Here is an 18,212-nt window from a genome sequence, read left to right on the forward strand (position 1 = left end):
CGCAGCATGGATAACCTGATTTATGCGGGCAACCGGGCGCTGTACCTGGTGCTCATTCTGTCGTCTGGTCCTGTCGCTGTGGCCACGCTCGTCGGTGTGACCGTCGGCTTGCTTCAGACGGTCACGCAAGTGCAGGAGCAGACGCTGCCGTTCGGCCTGAAGCTACTCGCTGTCTCGCTGAGTCTGTTCTTGCTCGCCGACTGGTTCGGCGAGACGCTGGTGGGCTACGGCGCGACTATGCTGAAGCTGGCCGTGACGGGCAAGGCCTGACGTGGATGTATCGCTCGTCTTCGAGCACCACGACGGCATTCTGGCGGTCGCGATGGCGTACGCGCGTGTCGCGCCGTGCGTGTTCTTGCTGCCGATCCTCAACGGGAATGTGCTATCGGGCGTAGTGCGCACCACCGTCTCCATGTGGATGGCCGTGGGCGTCTGGCCTTATGCCTATGGGGCACCTCTCCCACTGGATGGCTTCATATGGGCGTTGTTGCTGCGCGAGGCGGCGCTGGGGCTGGTGATCGCGGTGGCCGTGGCGCTGCCGTTCTGGGTGTTCCACGCGCTGGGGGCGTACATCGACAACCAGCGTGGCGCCACGCTCAGCAGCGTGATCGATCCGGCGAACGGTATCGATACGTCGGAACTCGCCGGGTTCTTTCAGTGGTTCGTTGCGGTGATCTATTTGCAACTGGGCGGCATGACGCTGCTGCTCGAAGTGCTGGCGCGCAGTTACCGTGTGTGCGAGCCATTCGGGCAGTGCACGATCTCCGTTGCTCGCATTCACGAATTCCTCGATGTGCTGGTCAGTCACGCGATTGCGCTGACGGCGCCGGTGGTCGCCGCGCTGTTCCTGTCCGAATTGGTGCTGGGGCTGTTGTCGCGCTTCGCACCGCAGGTCAATGCCTTTGCGCTGTCGCTGACGATCAAGAGTCTCATCGCGTTTGCCATCTTGCTGATCTATTTCTCCGCAACGTTGCCGGACGCGCTCGTGTCGATGTTCATGCGTCCCGACGACGTGGTGCGCTGGCTCGCGCCGGCTGCGGGATCGTAGACGGACGCGTGGTATGGGCGAGAAAACCGAGAAGCCGACACGCAAGCGGCTGAAAGACGCCGCGAAGAAGGGGCAGGCGTTCAAAAGCAAAGAACTGACGATGGTCACGCTGGTGTTCGTCGGCCTGATTTTCGTGGTGTCGAGCGATCCGCTGGTGTGGCTGATGCAGGAATACCGGCAGGTGCTGGCGAATGGCGAATTCGCCGATCCGCAGGCCTTCGCCATCAGGCTGTTCAAGCACGGTTTGCAGATGTTCATGCCGGTGCTGTTCGTGTGCGTCGTGGCGGCGGTGTTGCCAGCCTTGCTCCAGACCGGCTTCGTGTGGGCGAGCGAAGCGATTAAGCTGAATCTCGGGGCACTCAACCCGATGTCGGGCACCAAGCGCATCTTCAGTTTGCGCACGCTCAAGGATTCGCTCAAGTCGGTGTTCTATCTGCTTAGCTTCGGTGCCATCGTCGTGGTGCTGTGGTCGAGCGCCAAGGGGCTGCTGTTCGCGCAGATATACATGAGCCCGGCGGGTGTGGGCGCGGCGTGGGCCGAATTGGTACGCAAGCTGATCTGGATCTCGCTCGCGTGTGTCGTGCCCATTGCCGTGCTCGACGCGATGGTGGAGTTCTGGTTGTTCATGCGCGAGCAGCGCATGGAGCGCCACGAAGTCAAGCGCGAGCAAAAGGATACCGACGGTAATCCCGAAATCAAGCGACAGCGCCGCACACTGCACAACGAGCTGTTGTCCGAGGCGGTGAAGTCCGACGTGCGCGACTCGCGTCTGATCATCGCGAATCCGACCCACATCGCCGTAGGCATCTATTTCCGTCCCGAGGTCATCCCACTGCCGTTCATTTCCGTCATCGAGACGAATGCGCGCGCCCTCGCGGTACGCAAATACGCCGAGTCGCAGGGCATTCCCGTGATCGGCGACATCGCGCTCGCACGGCGTCTACATCGGACGCATAGTCGTCATACGTTCGTGGCGCTCGAAGAACTCGACGCGATCATGCGACTGCTCATCTGGCTGGAAGACGTCGAGCGCGCAGGCACGCAGGACGACGAGGTCGGCGAAGAGAACGACAACCCCGGCGAAAGCGAAGCCGAGTCGAAGGACGCAATTGAAAAGCCAAACGCTAGTCCCCCTGTTCAATAGAACGCTTTTTGGAAGTCTCCCAAGGGACGCGTTGTTTAAATGATAGCTATCGGGATGCAGTTATGAGACGACGCGCGACACATTGCGGCCCCCCGAATTATTTGAGATCCCGGGAGGAACGATGGTGCGCGAGGACATGTGTCATCTCTCGATGCTGCGCAACGCGGGCACGTTTGCGAGTTTTGCCGAACCGGATGGGACATCTCCGAACCGGGAGTGCCTGCGCGCACTGGCGTGCGATGCGCTCGCGGGATTGCGGCAGTCCCTGCCCACGGGGGCGCGTGACGCGGCTTGCGCACATGCGATCGACCTTCCGTCCGAACACGAGCTGTTCCCCGGCGTGCTGCCGACGCGAGCGAAAGCAGAGGTGAGCCACCGGCTGGCCCGCGTGAGACTGAGCGACGCAGCTCGCCGCATCGTTGCCGCATTTGGCCGCGCCCAGACGGCCTTCGAGCGAAGTCAGGCGCAGGCGATGAGCGCAGATGTGGCGGTGGCCGAAGCGCAGGTCGTGCTCGATGTTCTATCGCCGCGCGATCCGCAGTACGCCCGTGCGAGCGATAAGCGTCAGAGCGCGCTTGCGCAGGCAAGGGCAGCGGCTGAACAGGCAGACCGTTGCTATCGATGGGTGCGCGAGAGCGGTATCGAATCATGGGTTCGGTACCTCGCGCGATTGCCGGATTTTTCGCAGATGAGCGAGATGCGGCAGGACAACGAACCTGTCGGGAAGCGTAGCCGTAGCGACGTCCGTTCGCTTCGGGCACGCGCCGCGTCGGCAGGTCGGCGTACCGCCAGCCCCCGACTCGCATTTATTCCAGCCGCCCGGCTGGCAGACAGAAGATCGACCCGTTTTCGGGGATCGGAAGGAGGTAATTCGATGACACAAGCGGCAATGCAAGCAGAGACGGACGAAGGGCGCGTCACGAGCGCGATCTGGGACGCCGTCGTCGCAGGCGCAAGCCTCAAGGACATTCACGGCATTCCAAGCGAGACCATGGACGGCCTGTACGCGCACGCCTACGACTTCTACAGCAACGGTCAGTTGGCGCAGGCCGAAGCCTTTTTTCGCTTCCTCTGCATCTATGACTTCTACAACCCCGAGTACATCGTCGGACTCGCGGCGGTGTGCCAGCTCAAGGAGGAATACCAGAAGGCGGTCGATCTCTACGCGATGGCGTTCGCCGTCGGCAAGAACGATTACCGTCCGGTGTTCTACGCGGGGCAGTGCCAGATGATGATGCGCAATATGCCGCTTGCGCGCGAATGCTTCGGGCTGGTGTGCGAGAGCAGTAGCGACGCCGATCTGCGCACGAAGGCCAAAGCCTATCTCGACGCCATCGGCGCGGATGACATCAAGGAAAAAGCGTCCGGCGCCAAGGAGGCCGCATGACCACGATTACCGCCGCTTTACCTCAATTCGCACCGCTTCCGGACGGTTCGAGCGATATCGACGCACCGGTGGGAGGCAAAGGCGTCGAAGGCGCGGGAACGCCAGTGCCAGACATCCGGGCGGGCATGCAGGACGTCATCAAGCAGATTATCGAGAACATGACATCGACACCGCCGCCGACGGGCGCAATGCCGAAGACGGACGCCGATGCCCCCGCCCTCAAGCCGCCGCTCGGCGATGCACGCGCGAGCCTGACGTATTTGCTGGGGCGCCTGACTGAGTTGCTCGGCAATTCGTCATTGTCGGATCTTCAGAATCGCCTCAAGCAGTCGCAGCTCGAAGCGGCGTCGCGTCAGGCAATGGCCGAGCAAAGTCAGGCCGAGTTCGATCAGGCGGTAGCCGACGCGACGAACGCGCTGGCCGCGCTCGACCAGGCCATCCAGAGCCTCGCAGATGCCGAGCAGGCGCTGGCGAATGCGCAGGACGCCCTCGCCAGAGCGAAGGCCGCACTCGACGGCGCAACGCCGGGCACGCCCGAATACGACGCGGCCGCACAGGCATACGAGGCGGCGAAGTCGGGCTACGACGCCGCAAAAGGCAAGCATGACGATGCGAAGCGCGAAGCGATGGAAGCCTTCGATGCCGCCAAGGCGGCGACGAAGAAGGCGGACGACGTTCTGGGCAAGTTCCTCGGCGATCAGTTGCCGGGAGTACTCAACAATCCATCCACCGAAAAGAACGGCGAGAACATGGACGAACTGCTCCTTCTGATGGCAAGACTCGCGAAGTTGCTCGGCGACAGCGCGAACGATGCCATTCAGGAAGACATGAAGTTCTTCGAGGCGATTCGCAAGGCGAGACAAGCCGATCTCGTCAAACAGAACGAGGAGTACGAAGCCAAAGTCAGGAAAGCCCAGAAGCTGAGCAAGATCTTTGGCATTTTCGGAAAGATTCTGGGGGCCGTGCTGGCGGTTGTCGGTGTCGTCGGCGCGGTGTTCACCGGTGGCCTGAGCACCACGATGACGGTGGTTGGCGTCGCGTTGCTCGCCGATTCGGTCATGGGGGCTGCGACGGGGTTCTCGCTCGTCGGTGAGGCAATCAAGCCGCTGATGACCCACGTCATTCAACCGCTGGCCTCCGAGATCGGCAAGTTCGTCGGGTCGATGCTCGAGGAGCTGGGCGTGGGCAAAGACACTGCGGAAATGATCGGCAACATCGTCGGGGTGGTGGCCGCCGCAGCGGTCGCGATCGCCTTCATCGCCGTCTCGGTCGTGGCGGGCGGTGCGGTAGCGGCGACCAACTTCGGCAAGATGCTCGGCACGCTCGTAGGCGACCTGGTGAAGAAGCTCGTGCCCGACATGCTGCGCGAGGCAGGCAAGGCCGGTGCAAAGATGATCGCTCAGGGCATGTCTTCGGCGGCTTCGAGACTGGGTGTGAAGGAGGGCAATGCGCAAATGCTCGCCAATACGCTCAGGAGCGTGGTGACGTTCGGGGAACTTGCACTGAGCGGCACGCAGGCCGTAGGCAGCGGGGTCACCGGAACGTATCAGAAGCAAGCCACCGACGTCATGGCCGACATGATGGTCGCGCAGGACTCGCTGAACAAGATTACGGACTCTGTGAAGCAGTCGGCGGACCGCTTTGGCGCCGCTCAGAATGTTGTGACCGCGATCATTGCTCAGATGTCCGACGCGGCCAAAGCCCAACAGGAAGCGCGAAAGTTTGTGCTCAACAACGTACGTGCTTGAGTGAAAGGAGAAGTTCATGAGCCTCCCGATTCAGGATGTGATGCATCAACCGTTCGTGCCGATGACGGACGCACTGACCAAGCCCCAGTCGCCGCCGTCGGTGCTGAGCCCCCCTCTCTTGTTCACGCCGAATCTCGATGACGCGGACACACAGCGGCCATCGCTCGCGAATCCGCCACCGGACGCCAATCGTCTCGACGCCGTCGACTGGTTGCGTGAGCAGGACGACAAGAAGCGTATCGGCAACGACGCCCCGGCGAAAGACGAAGATAAGGGCATCGGCAGCAATGGGCTGATCTCCGGCGCTGCACTGACCCTGTCGCTTGTCTATACGTTCTACGTACGCGCTTATGAAAACTCGGTCCAGCTGCGCAACAAGATGGCGGAGGTGAATGTCGACTCGGTGTTGGCGGGGGCCGACGCGACCCGACGTCAGGGCGTTGCAGCGATGTGGGGAGGCATTTCGTCCGGCGCGGTGCAACTGCTGCTCACGGGCGGGGGGGTGTTCATGAGCCGGAGAGGGCTCTCCCAAGAGCGCTCGACGCTGAAGAATCAGAGTTCGACCCCGGATGTGACGCCACCACCACCGCCTCCGACCTCGCCGGACGTGCCGCCCGTCCCCAATGCGTCGACGGCTGCCGCAGGGCAGTCTCCTGCCAGTCGTCGTAACAGCGTGGATGCCAGCGTGTTGGACGATGCGCCTACCCCCGCGCGCGCGGGTGCCGTAGACAACGTCGATGTCCCGGATGCCCCGCCGCCCGCGACGAACACCGACGTTGCGTCCGGACCCGATCCGCTCAATCCGGCGGCGATGGCCGACGATGGCCGACGGGCGCAGACGTCGGGGCAGGCGCTGATGATGTTGGGAGGTCCGCTCGCGGGCATGACGAACGGCATCAGCCGCCACAGCGAATTGATTGCTGCGCAGGATCAGAAGGTCAATGACAGTGGCGCACAGCTGTCGAACAACGGCGTGAACAACATGCAAGAACAATCGAACCGGGACAACTCGACGCTGACGGAAATGCTTCGCGCATTCGACAGCGCGTCACAAGCGTCCATCGGTGCGGTTTCGACAATAGCCAACAACCTGCGCGCATGACGCTCACTCTTCAAAGGACGAATGAATGACAAGTATCGTTCCTGGCAGCTTCTTTCCTGCCGCGACACTTAAACCGGAAGACATCGTGCCACCGGGAACCCCGGAAATCCCATCGAACGGCGTTCCCGACCTAAAGCGTGTCGATGCACCTTCTCCCGACGATGCACTGATCGACGGCGTGGTCAAAGCTGCCAACCGCTTCTGGGAAGCATTCCTGATCGCGGGGAAACAGATGAGCAACGACGCCTGGGACGATGCACGCATGGCAGGACACGATCTTGTCGCACGGGCACAGGGTCTCGCGGACAGCGACATACCCATGCCGGAGGACCTACGCGATCGGCTACGCGGGGACGCACCGCAGAGCGGGGTCGATGGCAAACCGGATGCCCCTGGCATTCGCGCCCTCGGCAACGAACCGCCCCCCCCCAGTGAATTCGTTGAGTGACGACGACATCGACCCAGACAAGGACGACGATCCAGGGCGTTGGAGCGACGAAGAGTTCTGGGACATGCTTACGAATCTGATCAGCGATTTGAAGAGCGACTTCCTCGACACCTTCGAGGAGGCTGCGAAGAAGTATCTCGAACTCGGTCAGGCGCTAACCGACATCATGTCCCAACTGTCGTCATGGATTACGTCCGGTGGCGATGGCAAGGATGTGAAGCTCGACGTCGGGAAACTGAAGGAAGCGCTCGAAAAGTTGCTCGAGAAATTCAAATTGCCGAATCCGAATGCGGTGTTGTGGCCGCCTCAGAAAGAAGGGGATGATGGCACGGATGGCGGGATCGAAGGCGGCAGCAAGGAAGAGGCCGAGAAGTGGGCAGAGGATCTCGGTTTGCCGGACAGCAGCGTGGTCGAGCAGCCGCCGGGCAGCGGCAAGTATGTGGTGGTGATCGATACCGGTCCGATCCAGACCATGATCGATACGCTGCCCGAGGGAGACAAAGACGGCATTGCGACGATGACTGCGCAGCAACTGGAAATTTGGCGTAACGGCTTCACCGGGCAGGAGAACCAGGTGAAGACGACGATACAGTCGCTGTCGCAGCGCTATACCACGTCGAACGCGAATTATGAGAACCTGGTGAAGGTGCTGAGCGGCGCGATCGCAGCGATGAGCGAGTCGGCGAAAGCCTACTACCGCTGATGACGACAGAGGGTATGCGTTGTCGCCAGCATCCCCGTCTCACCTCCAACCCCGCCCGTCCCGGCGGGGTTTTTTTATGGACGCTTGAAACGGCTACCGTCAGACGCAGAACAACGTCTCCAGACGCGGGTCGTGACGATACAGTCGTTGCCATGGATACCAGTCGGTGCGCATGCGTCGCCAGGCGTCGCGCGCAGCGCCGATGCCCTCCGCGTGAAGGATCAACGGCAGCAGTCCCGCACGGACCTGGCGCGAGTCGATTTCTGAGAGCAGTTGTCGGGCGGCCCGCTTCGCCGGCTCTGCACCGCGCGCGAGTTCCACGTAATGACGGTTTACCCGCAACAGGCCCGCATCGTCGCCGGTCTCGCGCACGGACCGCACCAGCGCTTCGGCCTCGGCGTGGCGCGATTGGTAGGAAAGTATGACAGCCATAGCGCTGGTGAGCACCGGATGATGCTGGCCCAGGCGTTGCAGACTTTCGCGAGCTACGACGATGGCTTCGTCCGTGCGGCGGTCGAAGAACATCGACCAGATCTTGAGAATCGTCGCTGCGATCATGCTCGGGTCGTGCTCCAGAGCGATATCGAGCGCCATCTCCGCGGCCTTGGCTTCTCCTTTCAGGATGCAGTGCCACGCGTGGTGATAGCGCACGTAAGGGTTCGTTGGCGCAGACCACAGCGCCCGATCAAAGAGAATGTTCGCCACGCTCGATTCGAACTTCATGCTGTGCAACAACGCAAGCAGGCTCACGGCGTGAGGATCGCGAGGTGCGAGCGCAAGTGCGGATTCGACTGCCGCGCGTGCGCCGTGCAAGGCCGCTTTCTGATCGAACAGACCGAGATACGCCAGCGCAAGGTAGCACTCGGCCTGCCCGCAGTACGGCGCCGTGCGCGACGCACCTTGGCCCACGCACTGATGAAACAGCTGCAACGACTGTCGCAGGCTCGAAGGTGTGTGTTGTTGAAGATGGAAGCGTGCGTGCAGGAACGTGGTGGCGCAGTCGAGCGAATCGAACGATTGCGACAGATTGACCGACGCGCCAAGCCCCGGCACATGCTTTGTCACGATGTCGGTGATGCGGGTCTCGAGCGGCAGCGTGTTGTCCGTGTCTGTCAGTTCGAAGTCTTCGCTGCACAGCAATTGATGACCTTCGGAGCTCACCAGCTCAACGCGTAATCTGTTGTTTTCGATGGCGTGACCGATAACGTAGTAATCGGGCGAGAAGCGTTCGACGAAGCGCGCGATGTCGTGGCATTCGAGCACCGAGCGCGTGATGGAGGCGGGCAGGACACTCAGACCATACGCCGTGAATTCAAAGAAGCGCGTGACGAGCCGGTCGTGCAGCATCAGCGTCTGCGCCACATTCGGGAGACGGAACGGCATGATCGCGAGCGTGCATAACGCGGCCGCACGCGTAGCCGCCGACACAATGGCGACAGAGCGGCGAATCCGGTACCCGGTGCCGTACACCGTCTCCACGATGCGATCGGACTTCTTTTCGCGAAGCACGCGCCGGATGGCGTAGATGCAGCGCGTGAGCGATTCTTCGCTCACGTCCTGATGCGGCCAGACCAGCGATAGCAGCCGGTCTTTGCTGACGTTTTCACCGGCAGCGTCGAGCAATGTGCGCAGTACCGCGACCTCCTTGGGGGGCAGGCAGATCTGGCGGTCCCCTTGCTTGAGCACACCATTCGCGTCCAACGAGAAATCGTCGAACAAATAGACTTTTCCATTCTGCGGCGAACTGATCTGGTTCACGTGCCGATTCTCCTGCCAGCGAACCCCACTCGACGCGAGCGAAGACGACTACAGATCCGATCGGCCGCAAACCGGAAGTGTGCGAGACCTTTTCGCTCAGAATCATCGCCGCGGGGGGCGCCGGCGAAATCATGTTCCTTAAAGCGTGGAGACTATGCGAGGAACCATCGATTCCGGGGGGCTCGGTGCAGCAATTTAGGCCGATTCCCGGCGAATTTGGGTCGGAAGCACTTTCCGGTCTCGTCGGCATGGGCGAAAGATGAAATGCACTCCCGGGAGAAGACCGGGATCATGCCCAGAAGCAAGACATGTTCCCGAAAGTCCCGAACCTATAAGAATTCATGGAAGCAGACCGTGAGTCCGGCACGTCGATTTCGGCATCAGCGCTGCGCCGGCTGGCCGCCACCCGTCAGGCGGACCAGTCGCCGCCCGTGGTGCAGGGCGAAGTGGCTCTAGCACGAATCTGCGCAGCGATGCACGAGCGTTGGCAGGTCGATGTGACGATGCGTCACGAGACGATCTTCTTCGAGGCGCGCGATCTGGACACGTGTTCGATTCGGCAGCCCGTCGGCACGCTCATCGAGCGATGCATGCGCGCCGTCGACGAGGACGGCGCAGTCCGCGCTTTGACGATGAATCCCATGCTTTGCCGACGAGGCTTCCTCTTCGGCACGCGTGGACCGCTGGTGGTACTGCATCGATATATCGCGCCGTGGGAGACCTTCGAGGCGTGCATGGACGCGATCCACGATTTTCTGTACGTCTCGGACCGCGTCAAACGTGTGGTGATGCCGTCATGACACATGCCATTTCCACGCTGCTGCTCGGCGCGCTGCCGCAGACGTTCGGCACGTTCCTGCAAGCGCGCTCTGCGGTGGGCGTCGAGCCGTTCTGGCTGCTCGAATACGCGCATGGTCATCTGACGTTCATGGTGTCGTTCTCGGGAAGAGGGCTGCCGGACGTGCGATTCGGCGGACGTACGGCGCATTGTGAATCCTGGCTGTGCGGCCCTTCGCTGTTCGAGTCGCGTCGCATGTTGCTGATGTATGGCAGCGCGGTGCGTGGCACCCGTGCCGACATCGTGGCTTGCATCGACATGATCCTGTCCGAGGTGTTTTTGCGGTGACGCCGGCGCAGGCGCCTGCTTGCAGCAGCGCAAGAAGGCGCCGGTATTTGAGAGGGGACACAATCCTATGGCATCTATGGTTCAGTCGACGCTGGACGTACACAATGCGGTCGCAACGCTCGCGTCCGAGCGGGTCGACATTTCGCAGAACGAATTCGACACCTGTATCGGGAACGACGATCGCCTCTTTCAGGCGAGCAACGATAGCGACGAGGTGCCCGCCACGCGGGTGCGACACGACGCCGGGACAGCGCCGCTATCGCGGGCCGACACCCGCGCGGCGATCTCCTCGCTCTGGAACGTCTATCAGAATTGCCGTACCACCTTGGGACGGCCCGACAAGGGGCTCGCCCACGACAGGCTCAAGGCGCAAGTGCGAGACTTCTTGCGTGGATCGTCAGACGCACAGTTGTCGGCGAAGGAGATGCGGACGTGCTCGGAACTCTTTCGGTCGTTGCAAAGCGCGCTCGAGCGCCACATCAGCAAGAAGACCTGGGGGCTAAAACTTGTTCCCACAGCATTGCGCGCCAGCCGTTCCCTGAAATGGCATTTCGAAGTCAGCGTCGATGAGTGCGTCAAACGGCGTCTGAACGACGGGCTGAAAGAACGGCTGGGTACGATGAAGCCGGGCGCGTCGCAGTCCTTCCGGATGCGTGGCGGCGTCGGTGCCAAATTGGCGCCGGGCGTAGGCGTGGGCGTCACTTACGCAAGAGATTCGACCTTGTCGGTCACGCCAACAGAGTGGGTGGTCGATGCAGGTACGCATACGCTTACGCTCTCGGCCGACGCGGACGTGCTTTCGTTCGTCGAGGCAGAGCTGGGACTGTCGGTCGCGGCGTCGCGCTCGGAAATTTACGGTTCGCTGGTCGACTACGTCACAAACGCGAGTCACAAATTCACGACGTGGATCAAGCATAGTCCGATAGTGCTGATCGCCAAGATTCGGGACCTGTTCACGATCTCTTCGTCCTACGAGCACGACCGCGAACGCGCGGATTTCAGTAGCGATTGTCTGGAAGACGATCTGATCGCCCTGTGCGGCAGAAGCCTCGACATTGCGCGGTACGGTCTGGCCAAGCAGGCGGTCGAGCGTCAGGATACTTACATGGGGGCGGTGCACGCCGATGTGTCCGCCGAAATCGGCATTTCGGCGAGTCTTTCGGCGGCTGGCCGAAAGTTTGTGACGATCAAGCATGCGCGTCACGACATTCTGTCGCTGGTCGACTCGAAGCCGGATGTCGCGCGCCGACTGCTGTCTGGGTCCACCCTTGTCTGTACGCCCGAGAAGTTGCTGGAGGTGATACGGGCACACCTGACACAGTCGAGCAGGGAGATCACGTCCGAGCGCATGACGGGGCGGCAAGGGCGCGGCATCGAGAACATGCAGGCGCGCGCGCAATATGTGCTCGAACAATTTGCATTGCTCAAACTCAACGGCGATCTGGATCCGGAGGTGGAAGCGATCTTCATGGAACTTTTCAAGGAGCGAGAGCGCATCTTGCGTCCCCACTCGCTGGCCGTCTACGAACTGACGAGTCGACAAAGCAAGTGGCAAGCCGAGCTGAATGCGAGCGTCGGGCTGGGCGCTCCACTGCCGGTGGGTATTCGCGGAAATATCACGTTTGAGAAGGTGACGGAGGACGAAGACCCCTATTACTGCGGCAGCTTTCTCACGATCGATCTCGCAGGCACTGTCGACGTTGCGAGTTCCGTTGCGCAGGCACTCAACGCGGTAGGCGTGCGCCCGGGCAGCGTATGGGGCGTGGCCGAAATCGGCAGCGCACTGAGCAACGTGGACATCGATGCAGACGTAGGCGTGACGACGACGATGCGTTTCAAGCTCAAGGAGGATGGTGTCGCACTGATGTATTCCGTTCGCGGCGTCAAATCGACGTGTGGCGTGGGCGGGGAGATACCGACGCCGATTTCCGTATCGGGGGGAGTGTCGTGGGCCGGTAACTCGGCGGACGTGCTGACCATCGGCAGCCATTGTCTCGACATGCTTGCGCCGATGATGCGTCAACGTCTGACGAGCGTGTCGGAGGGCGGCGGCGCGTGGTGGCAGGACTTCTCGACGCGTCACAAGGACGAGCTCGACGAGATGTACTTCCAGATGGCGACCCCTGTGTCGGGATCGACGCTCGAAGCCGATCTCGAGCGCATCGTGCAGGAGGTGCCCGCCACACGACACTTGCTGGATGCACTGCGCGAGGCCGCAGGAGATCTCGCGCAAGCGCCGACCCCGAGCCACAGGGCAAAGACGAATGTCGCGATGGCCGAGTTTATGCTCGCATACGTGAAAGGTGGCTACGGCGAGAAGGTGTCGCGAAAGTGGCGCCTTTCGGTGGGTGGCAAGCGGTTGCCAGACCTCGAAAGCGAGGCCAACAGAGCCGCGAGCGGGAATCACGGCAATGGCGGCACGTCGGTGCTCGCCGCGTGAAAGCGATAGGCGAGACGAGGCAGGAATGAAGCAGCAGGGCGTGGCGCAAACCACGCCCTGCGAGGACGTCAACGATTTGTGATGTGCGTCACTACATGCGCAGAGGTGGGTGGTTTGGGCGGAATCAGATTGGGGGGCGGGACGCCGATGGAGGGCTGTGCTGGCGGTCGTGACGAAGGTAACGATGCGGTCGATGGTGCCGCTGCATTGTGGGCGTTGCGTTGCACGGAGCCTCGGACGAGCGTGTCCGCATTTTTTGGCGCAGCGATCTGATTCAGCGCAGTCCGCGCGCGATACGCAGCAAGTTTGGCCTGTGCACGGTCGATCAGCTGGTCATCGTTCGCCGGGGATTCGATCTTCACGGGACGGACGGGAGGTGACGCAGGTCCGATAGGGTCGCCTCGAACGGAATAACGTCCGACAGACTGCACCGCCCGAGTATTTAAGGCCCTGAGCAGCCGGGATGCTTTTACGCCGGAAAATACAGCACGTATCTGTGCAGCGAATCGATTCCATGCCGAGGGCAAGCGTTTGGGGGAGAGCTCCCGATTCAGAATGAATGTGCGTACCCGCATGTTCTGCTTCGGATGAAAGCGAAAGTCGCACCCTCCGTATTTGACGATATCGCCGCGTTTGGTCATTCCGATCTTCGTATCCGATGGCATGGCGCTCAGTTGCATAAGTAAATCGTGGGTGGGTCTCGACAGGGGAATGGTCATGATTAGCTCCTGTGAATGATGGGGTCAGTGGGCCGTAGGCAGCGCTTGCGCGACATCCAGCAGTTCGCCGAATGCGTCGGCCAGCGTGGCTCGGTCCTGCCCGTTGAGCGGCATCTTCATCCAGCAATTGAGCGTGCCTTTGTCATTGAGCGAAAACACCGGCTGACGGAAGTCCGCGCGCAGATGATTGGCCTGCAGGGCGGCTGCCAGGGCGTCGGTCGTCGGCGCTTCGTTGATCTCGGCAAGCATGAACCAGGACACCTGATCGATCGCGCCGAAGTGCAGCGACATGCGGTCTTCGACATCGAGACTCACGACTTCCTGATCCGGGGCCGGTTCGAATGCGAAAAAGCCGATGTGTTGCAGCAGCTCACCGACAACGTTGTGAAAGGAGTGCAGGTCTTGCATCGGGGAACGTCCTTGAAAGAGGGGATGAAAGGGAGTCGCTGCCGGGCGCGGTGTTGGCGTCGCCGACGTCGCATTGATCGGTTGTGGTCACGTCGTGCGCAGGTTTCGTCGCGCCGCGTCGATGGCGAGTGCGCGCGAGGCGGGTCAGCTCCTGATGCTGGCGGAAGGTCGGATCGAACCTCGTCGACCCGATGCGGATGTCGCGCAACACGGTGTCCAGCGACGGATTGCCCTGGTCCAGCAGCACGGTGGCGGCGAGCCACATGCCGAGACGCGTCGTACGGTGCGTCGACTGCATGATGGGCAGGTGCTTTGGCGCGATAAGCGTCTGCGTCCGATAAAAATCCTGGCGTCGCAGGTGTTGTGCAGGCGTCGTTGCCTTGAGCTGTTCAGCGACCTGATACAGATGGGACAGGGCTTCGGCGCCAACGATGGCGTCACCGTCGTCGGTCCATGCCTGCAGTGCCGGAAACGTGACAACGTCGCAGCCGTGCGTGATAGAGACAACGCACGTGCGCAAATGTGTGCCCTGCTGCCCGCAGTCGCTTTGCGTCAACAGATAGCTGCTATAGCCGATGTCGCCGAAACGGCGGCTCATTGGCGCAAGCAGTGGATAGGCGGCGTTGCGGGCGAGCAGTTCGTCGTCTGAGGCGAGCGTGATCAGGAGCGCGGGCGGCGCGCTCAGCCAGCGCCGCAGATAGCGCTCGATGTCGGGCGCACGGGGCGGCTCGCGACGCACGGCCAGCGTACGCTTCGCGTGCTTGAGCATCTGCGAATCGCGGGGCGATTTCTCGTCCGTCGGCTGACGCGTCAGCGCTAGCGCGTCGGCCGACGGCACGCGAACCGAACGCCGGGATGCCACGGTCGTGGTGCGTCCGGGGGAGGGGGTCACGGTGGCCTGGGGCGACATGGCAGGTCTCCTGTTGCGATCGCATCGCGTGAAGGGGGCAGGAAGGAACGGCGCTGAGTACCGTTCCTCAGAGTGTTGCGAAGACATTGCGCGATGTGATGACGTCGCCGCAGTGAATCGACGAATCAGCAAATCAGCGATGTCTGAGTAACGGTCTTCGCAGGTCGTCGGCAAACGCGCCGATGACGTCGAGCTGATGGTGGGTGCCGATCAGGTGCGGGGAAGCCGTGAGTCGGATATCGGTGACGATTTCCTCGACGCTGAGATGCTCGTGAACGTCTCGCGACATGGCGAGTGCCGCGACCAGAGCCCCGGCGATGCCCTCGGGTTCGTCGAAGACAATCACCGGATAGCCGGTGGGGATGCTGCCGCTGGACTTGCCGCTTGTGTCGTCCGGCGGCGATACATGCCGCATGGCGTTTTCGACGAACTGCAACGTTTGCGTCACGTACAACCGGTCGGACGGCACATCCGTCGCATGCCGGTAGGGCGCGTGCAGTACCGAGAACGTGACCTCGCTCGCGTTGGTGCGAAGCGTCGTGGAGTACACGCTGAAGTCGGTGATGAAGGTCGCAGCTGTGCTGGTCGTGATGTGACGTCGGCTCACGCGAATGGCGCCCTCGTGACGCTCCGCGCCGTGCGGCTCGCATTGCGGAGTGACGTGTACGACGACCGATGGACGCAGCTTCATCAGCAACCACAAGAAGGCTTCGAGTGCCCCCGGCTGCGGCGTCTGGCAGACGATCGCCAGGGGGAGATGATTCACGCGAATAACATTGGCCGGGAGCAACGTACCATCGAAACTGCGCAACGCCGTTTGCCGCGCAACCCAAAGCGTGCGGTTGTGACGGGTCGACAACTCGCGGTGATAGTGGTCGCGATAGGACGCGTTACTCTCCGTGACCAGCTTGTAGTGGCCCGCGACATGCTGGGCCGATCCCATGCGGTGTTTGAGCTCGGACAGCGCGTCTTGCGGCCGGTCGTTACCGAGGAGGTCGACGGCGCAGGTATCCGGGTTGCCGCGCCAGTCGAGCTGCCGCTTGATGCCTTGCAGCAAACGAGTTCTCACGGCGGCTGTGGCGTTGCGCAGCAGCCAGACGATGACGAATGGCTGATCGAGTCGCATGGCGCGCACGCCGGGGCGCACGGCATTCGGGCCGCCGGTGCGCGAGCCCGATGACACATGCGTGCGCCACTGGGCGGACGTGTCCGCATCGGCCAACGCGGCAAGCGCCATGTCGCACGCGCGACGCCACAGATGCGGATGCCGGTAAGCGCTCCATCCCACGAGCAGAACCAGTTGACCGTCGCGGTTCACACCGACGGTCGTACGGGCGGGATCGACGGCGTGTAGACAGATCAGACGATGAAGCTGCTCGGCTTCGTCACTGGTCATGGTGGCGGCGTTGATCTGGGTATGGATCGATGCCATGCGTTGAAATGCCTCCCGATTCCAGAGCGTTCGAAAGACAATGGTCGTGCCCGCAGCGCTAAGCCGCTTGCAGGTTTGGCTCATCGTATACGCCGGGGTACGGCGGCTCGGAGAGGTCGGCAGCGGCGTGCGCATCGCGGGACACAGGTGCATGGCGACGGGCCGCGCAGACTACGAGTCGCTGTTCAGAAGCATCGCTCGGATCAATGCATCCTTGGTTACGCCTGCCCGATGCAAGACGTCGAGGAACGCCGGGGCGTCGTTGGTGTTCAGGGCGCTTGTCGGCGTGTCGCCGAATGACGCCGATGTAGGTGTTTGCGGTGGCGTACCGGGAAGGAACTCGAACGAGTGCGACGACTCCGTTGACGGTGACGGGCTGGCCGACAGCGGATGATGCATGAAGGGCGGGTCGATCTTGCGCGGTGGCCGCGTCGGTGCGTTGGCGGACAACGTCGCGCGAGGCTTCGGGACGGGGGGATGGTTGAACGTCGTTTCCGTTGTCTGCTCAGGATCGGCCCCGTGGTTCGCGGCCACCGGGGTTCCGGCGTCGTCATCGGTATTCGATGCCAACCATTTCAATTCCTGCAACGTCATCGGCGGTTGCGTTGTAATTCGCACGCTCGCCTGCGATAGCGGCGGACGGCTAGCCAAGATCCTGCCGGGCAGGCCCGTGAGAAGCGATTCGTAGCAGATGGTCTTGCCGGACGCGCCTGTGATCTTTCGCAACGCATTGGTCAGGTTCATCCGTGTGATCAGCGCGTCGGTAGACAGCTTGCCCAGTCGAAGGTCTTTGAACTTGAGCGTAGAGCGCAACGACGAGCTTGCGCGCGTCGACAAGTCGTTCGCTTTGATCAACTTGTCCGCCCGGTAACACTGCTGGAGGTGCAGCAAGAATGTCTTGCCCTTGAAGATAACGAGCTGACCCTTGTTGTTGATGCCGATGCGCCTGTTCTCGATGGTCGCGCCGTTGCCCGGCTCCCCCAACCTGTCGAGCGTGGGGCGCGAATGATATGCAACCGATTGCAGCGAGATACTGGTCATAGCCTGATTTTTCCTTTCGACGGGGCTTTATTCGGGGTGGTGCTGTGTGTAGACCGGCGTCAGGTCGCCGTATGCCATCCGGGCACGGCTGATGTTTGTTTGCAGAGCTGACTGGCTGTTCTTGGGCGGGAGTGCTGGCTTTTCATCGCATTCGGTCGGCGTTGCCGGGGGCGCGTCGTTCAGCGGATTGGCCGCTACGGTGGGGGTGTCGTTGCCAGCGGGTTCGCGGTACTTAGCCCAGATCTTCTCTGCCTCTGCCATGACTGTCGGATAGAGCGCCTCGTCGTTGGCCGGAACCGTCCACGTCGTGGGCTCAATCGATGAAACCGCTTCCGAGCCTGTCGTCAGCAAGACCTGCCCCGCAGATCCGGCGCTGGTTTGGCGGTCCATTACGTTGGACCGGTTCAGCTTGAGGATCAGTTCGCTCACCGGCCGCTTATCCAGCCGGACGCTGTTGAGCTTGAGCGAGGACATCAGCGAGGAGACGGGCGATTTCTTTTCGGTGATCAGATCGTGCGCTTTAAGAAGCTGTTTCGCGCGATGACATTGCCTGAGATGCAGGACAAACTCCATGCCTTTGAAGACAGTGAGCTGGCCGTCCTTGCGAATGCCGATTCGTCCTTTCGCAACACCTTCGTCTGCCTGAGCGTTCAGCATGTCGAGTATGGCGCGCGAATTCTGTGCAACGGTTTGTAGCGAGATGTCCATGCCCATCGCGAAGTGCTCCTTCGGTTGTGTGCATGACGCCTATCGGGCGAAGTCTCTCGATGAAGACCGCGAACGCGGCGAATGCACGTG

Annotated in this window: 18 protein-coding genes; 11 read left to right on the forward strand and 7 right to left on the reverse strand. The window is 61.8% G+C overall.

Going from position 1 to position 18,212, the window contains the following annotated elements; all coding sequences use genetic code 11:
• Positions 1-6 precede the first annotated feature (6 nt).
• From ACIQWO_RS10835 to ACIQWO_RS10870, 8 genes are all read left to right on the forward strand, one after another.
• A complete protein-coding gene (locus tag ACIQWO_RS10835; protein WP_402823097.1) occupies positions 7-270 on the forward strand; it encodes an EscS/YscS/HrcS family type III secretion system export apparatus protein in 264 nt (87 codons plus the stop codon).
• A gap of 1 nt (position 271) precedes the next feature.
• Positions 272-1,048, forward strand: a complete 777-nt coding sequence (sctT, locus tag ACIQWO_RS10840; RefSeq protein ID WP_402823100.1) for a type III secretion system export apparatus subunit SctT — start codon at positions 272-274, stop codon at positions 1,046-1,048.
• Between the two features lie 13 nt (positions 1,049-1,061).
• Entirely contained in the window at positions 1,062-2,192 is a 1,131-nt protein-coding gene (locus tag ACIQWO_RS10845; protein WP_402823103.1) for an EscU/YscU/HrcU family type III secretion system export apparatus switch protein, read from the forward strand.
• 121 nt (positions 2,193-2,313) lie between these two features.
• Positions 2,314-3,579 (forward strand): type III secretion system translocator chaperone SicA, encoded by a 1,266-nt coding sequence (gene sicA / locus ACIQWO_RS10850; RefSeq protein ID WP_402823106.1) that lies wholly within the window; start codon positions 2,314-2,316, stop codon positions 3,577-3,579.
• Positions 3,576-5,327, forward strand: coding sequence for a type III secretion system translocon subunit SctE (gene sctE, locus ACIQWO_RS10855; RefSeq protein WP_402823109.1), 1,752 nt, complete (start codon positions 3,576-3,578; stop codon positions 5,325-5,327). The genes sicA and sctE overlap by 4 nt, the downstream gene beginning before the upstream one ends.
• A 16-nt stretch (positions 5,328-5,343) precedes the next feature.
• Positions 5,344-6,429 (forward strand): IpaC/SipC family type III secretion system effector, encoded by a 1,086-nt coding sequence (locus ACIQWO_RS10860; RefSeq protein WP_402823112.1) that lies wholly within the window; start codon positions 5,344-5,346, stop codon positions 6,427-6,429.
• A gap of 25 nt (positions 6,430-6,454) precedes the next feature.
• A complete protein-coding gene (locus tag ACIQWO_RS10865; protein ID WP_402823115.1) occupies positions 6,455-6,877 on the forward strand; it encodes a hypothetical protein in 423 nt (140 codons plus the stop codon).
• Entirely contained in the window at positions 6,861-7,580 is a 720-nt protein-coding gene (locus tag ACIQWO_RS10870) for an IpaD/SipD/SspD family type III secretion system needle tip protein (protein WP_402823118.1), read from the forward strand. The genes ACIQWO_RS10865 and ACIQWO_RS10870 overlap by 17 nt, the downstream gene beginning before the upstream one ends.
• Before the next feature lie 99 nt (positions 7,581-7,679).
• Here ACIQWO_RS10870 and ACIQWO_RS10875 read toward each other — a convergent pair whose 3' ends face one another.
• Positions 7,680-9,338: a winged helix-turn-helix domain-containing protein gene (locus tag ACIQWO_RS10875; protein ID WP_402823121.1), complete on the reverse strand. Its 1,659-nt coding sequence runs from the start codon at positions 9,336-9,338 to the stop codon at positions 7,680-7,682.
• A 341-nt stretch (positions 9,339-9,679) separates the two neighbouring features.
• Here ACIQWO_RS10875 and ACIQWO_RS10880 point away from each other — a divergent pair, with 341 nt between their 5' ends.
• The 3 genes from ACIQWO_RS10880 to ACIQWO_RS10890 all read left to right on the forward strand — a co-directional run bounded on the left by ACIQWO_RS10880 (position 9,680) and on the right by ACIQWO_RS10890 (position 12,904).
• The gene (locus ACIQWO_RS10880) at positions 9,680-10,138 is read left to right on the forward strand and encodes a hypothetical protein (protein WP_402823124.1); all 459 of its coding nucleotides are present in this window, start codon (positions 9,680-9,682) and stop codon (positions 10,136-10,138) included.
• The gene (locus ACIQWO_RS10885) at positions 10,135-10,464 is read left to right on the forward strand and encodes a hypothetical protein (protein ID WP_402823127.1); all 330 of its coding nucleotides are present in this window, start codon (positions 10,135-10,137) and stop codon (positions 10,462-10,464) included. The genes ACIQWO_RS10880 and ACIQWO_RS10885 overlap by 4 nt, the downstream gene beginning before the upstream one ends.
• A gap of 67 nt (positions 10,465-10,531) precedes the next feature.
• Positions 10,532-12,904, forward strand: coding sequence for a hypothetical protein (locus ACIQWO_RS10890; protein WP_402823130.1), 2,373 nt, complete (start codon positions 10,532-10,534; stop codon positions 12,902-12,904).
• Between the two features lie 68 nt (positions 12,905-12,972).
• Here ACIQWO_RS10890 and ACIQWO_RS10895 read toward each other — a convergent pair whose 3' ends face one another.
• The 6 genes from ACIQWO_RS10895 to ACIQWO_RS10920 all read right to left on the reverse strand — a co-directional run bounded on the left by ACIQWO_RS10895 (position 12,973) and on the right by ACIQWO_RS10920 (position 18,128).
• Positions 12,973-13,623, reverse strand: coding sequence for a hypothetical protein (locus ACIQWO_RS10895; protein ID WP_402823133.1), 651 nt, complete (start codon positions 13,621-13,623; stop codon positions 12,973-12,975).
• 24 nt (positions 13,624-13,647) lie between these two features.
• Complete coding sequence (locus ACIQWO_RS10900; protein ID WP_402823136.1) at positions 13,648-14,031, reverse strand: CesT family type III secretion system chaperone; 384 nt, start codon at positions 14,029-14,031, stop codon at positions 13,648-13,650.
• A complete protein-coding gene (locus ACIQWO_RS10905; protein WP_402823138.1) occupies positions 13,994-14,941 on the reverse strand; it encodes a hypothetical protein in 948 nt (315 codons plus the stop codon). The genes ACIQWO_RS10900 and ACIQWO_RS10905 overlap by 38 nt, the downstream gene beginning before the upstream one ends.
• 133 nt (positions 14,942-15,074) lie before the next feature.
• Entirely contained in the window at positions 15,075-16,373 is a 1,299-nt protein-coding gene (locus ACIQWO_RS10910; RefSeq protein ID WP_402823141.1) for a hypothetical protein, read from the reverse strand.
• Positions 16,374-16,544: 171 nt separating this feature from the next.
• Positions 16,545-17,414, reverse strand: a complete 870-nt coding sequence (locus ACIQWO_RS10915; protein WP_402823144.1) for a hypothetical protein — start codon at positions 17,412-17,414, stop codon at positions 16,545-16,547.
• A gap of 27 nt (positions 17,415-17,441) precedes the next feature.
• Entirely contained in the window at positions 17,442-18,128 is a 687-nt protein-coding gene (locus tag ACIQWO_RS10920; RefSeq protein WP_402823147.1) for a hypothetical protein, read from the reverse strand.
• Between the last annotated feature and the right edge of the window lie 84 nt (positions 18,129-18,212).

This window comes from Pandoraea sp. NPDC090278, assembly GCF_044772185.1.
Lineage (GTDB): Bacteria > Pseudomonadota > Gammaproteobacteria > Burkholderiales > Burkholderiaceae > Pandoraea.

Coding starts and splice junctions, on each gene's coding strand:
- ACIQWO_RS10910 (WP_402823141.1), bottom strand. CDS start 16,373: ATGGCATCGATCCATACCCAGATCAACGCCGCCACCATGACCAGTGAC.
- ACIQWO_RS10905 (WP_402823138.1), bottom strand. CDS start 14,941: ATGTCGCCCCAGGCCACCGTGACCCCCTCCCCCGGACGCACCACGACC.
- ACIQWO_RS10915 (WP_402823144.1), bottom strand. CDS start 17,414: ATGACCAGTATCTCGCTGCAATCGGTTGCATATCATTCGCGCCCCACG.
- ACIQWO_RS10900 (WP_402823136.1), bottom strand. CDS start 14,031: ATGCAAGACCTGCACTCCTTTCACAACGTTGTCGGTGAGCTGCTGCAA.
- ACIQWO_RS10880 (WP_402823124.1), top strand. CDS start 9,680: ATGGAAGCAGACCGTGAGTCCGGCACGTCGATTTCGGCATCAGCGCTG.
- ACIQWO_RS10890 (WP_402823130.1), top strand. CDS start 10,532: ATGGCATCTATGGTTCAGTCGACGCTGGACGTACACAATGCGGTCGCA.
- ACIQWO_RS10865 (WP_402823115.1), top strand. CDS start 6,455: ATGACAAGTATCGTTCCTGGCAGCTTCTTTCCTGCCGCGACACTTAAA.
- ACIQWO_RS10885 (WP_402823127.1), top strand. CDS start 10,135: ATGACACATGCCATTTCCACGCTGCTGCTCGGCGCGCTGCCGCAGACG.
- ACIQWO_RS10835 (WP_402823097.1), top strand. CDS start 7: ATGGATAACCTGATTTATGCGGGCAACCGGGCGCTGTACCTGGTGCTC.
- ACIQWO_RS10845 (WP_402823103.1), top strand. CDS start 1,062: ATGGGCGAGAAAACCGAGAAGCCGACACGCAAGCGGCTGAAAGACGCC.
- ACIQWO_RS10860 (WP_402823112.1), top strand. CDS start 5,344: ATGAGCCTCCCGATTCAGGATGTGATGCATCAACCGTTCGTGCCGATG.
- sicA (WP_402823106.1), top strand. CDS start 2,314: ATGGTGCGCGAGGACATGTGTCATCTCTCGATGCTGCGCAACGCGGGC.
- ACIQWO_RS10920 (WP_402823147.1), bottom strand. CDS start 18,128: ATGGGCATGGACATCTCGCTACAAACCGTTGCACAGAATTCGCGCGCC.
- sctE (WP_402823109.1), top strand. CDS start 3,576: ATGACCACGATTACCGCCGCTTTACCTCAATTCGCACCGCTTCCGGAC.
- ACIQWO_RS10895 (WP_402823133.1), bottom strand. CDS start 13,623: ATGACCATTCCCCTGTCGAGACCCACCCACGATTTACTTATGCAACTG.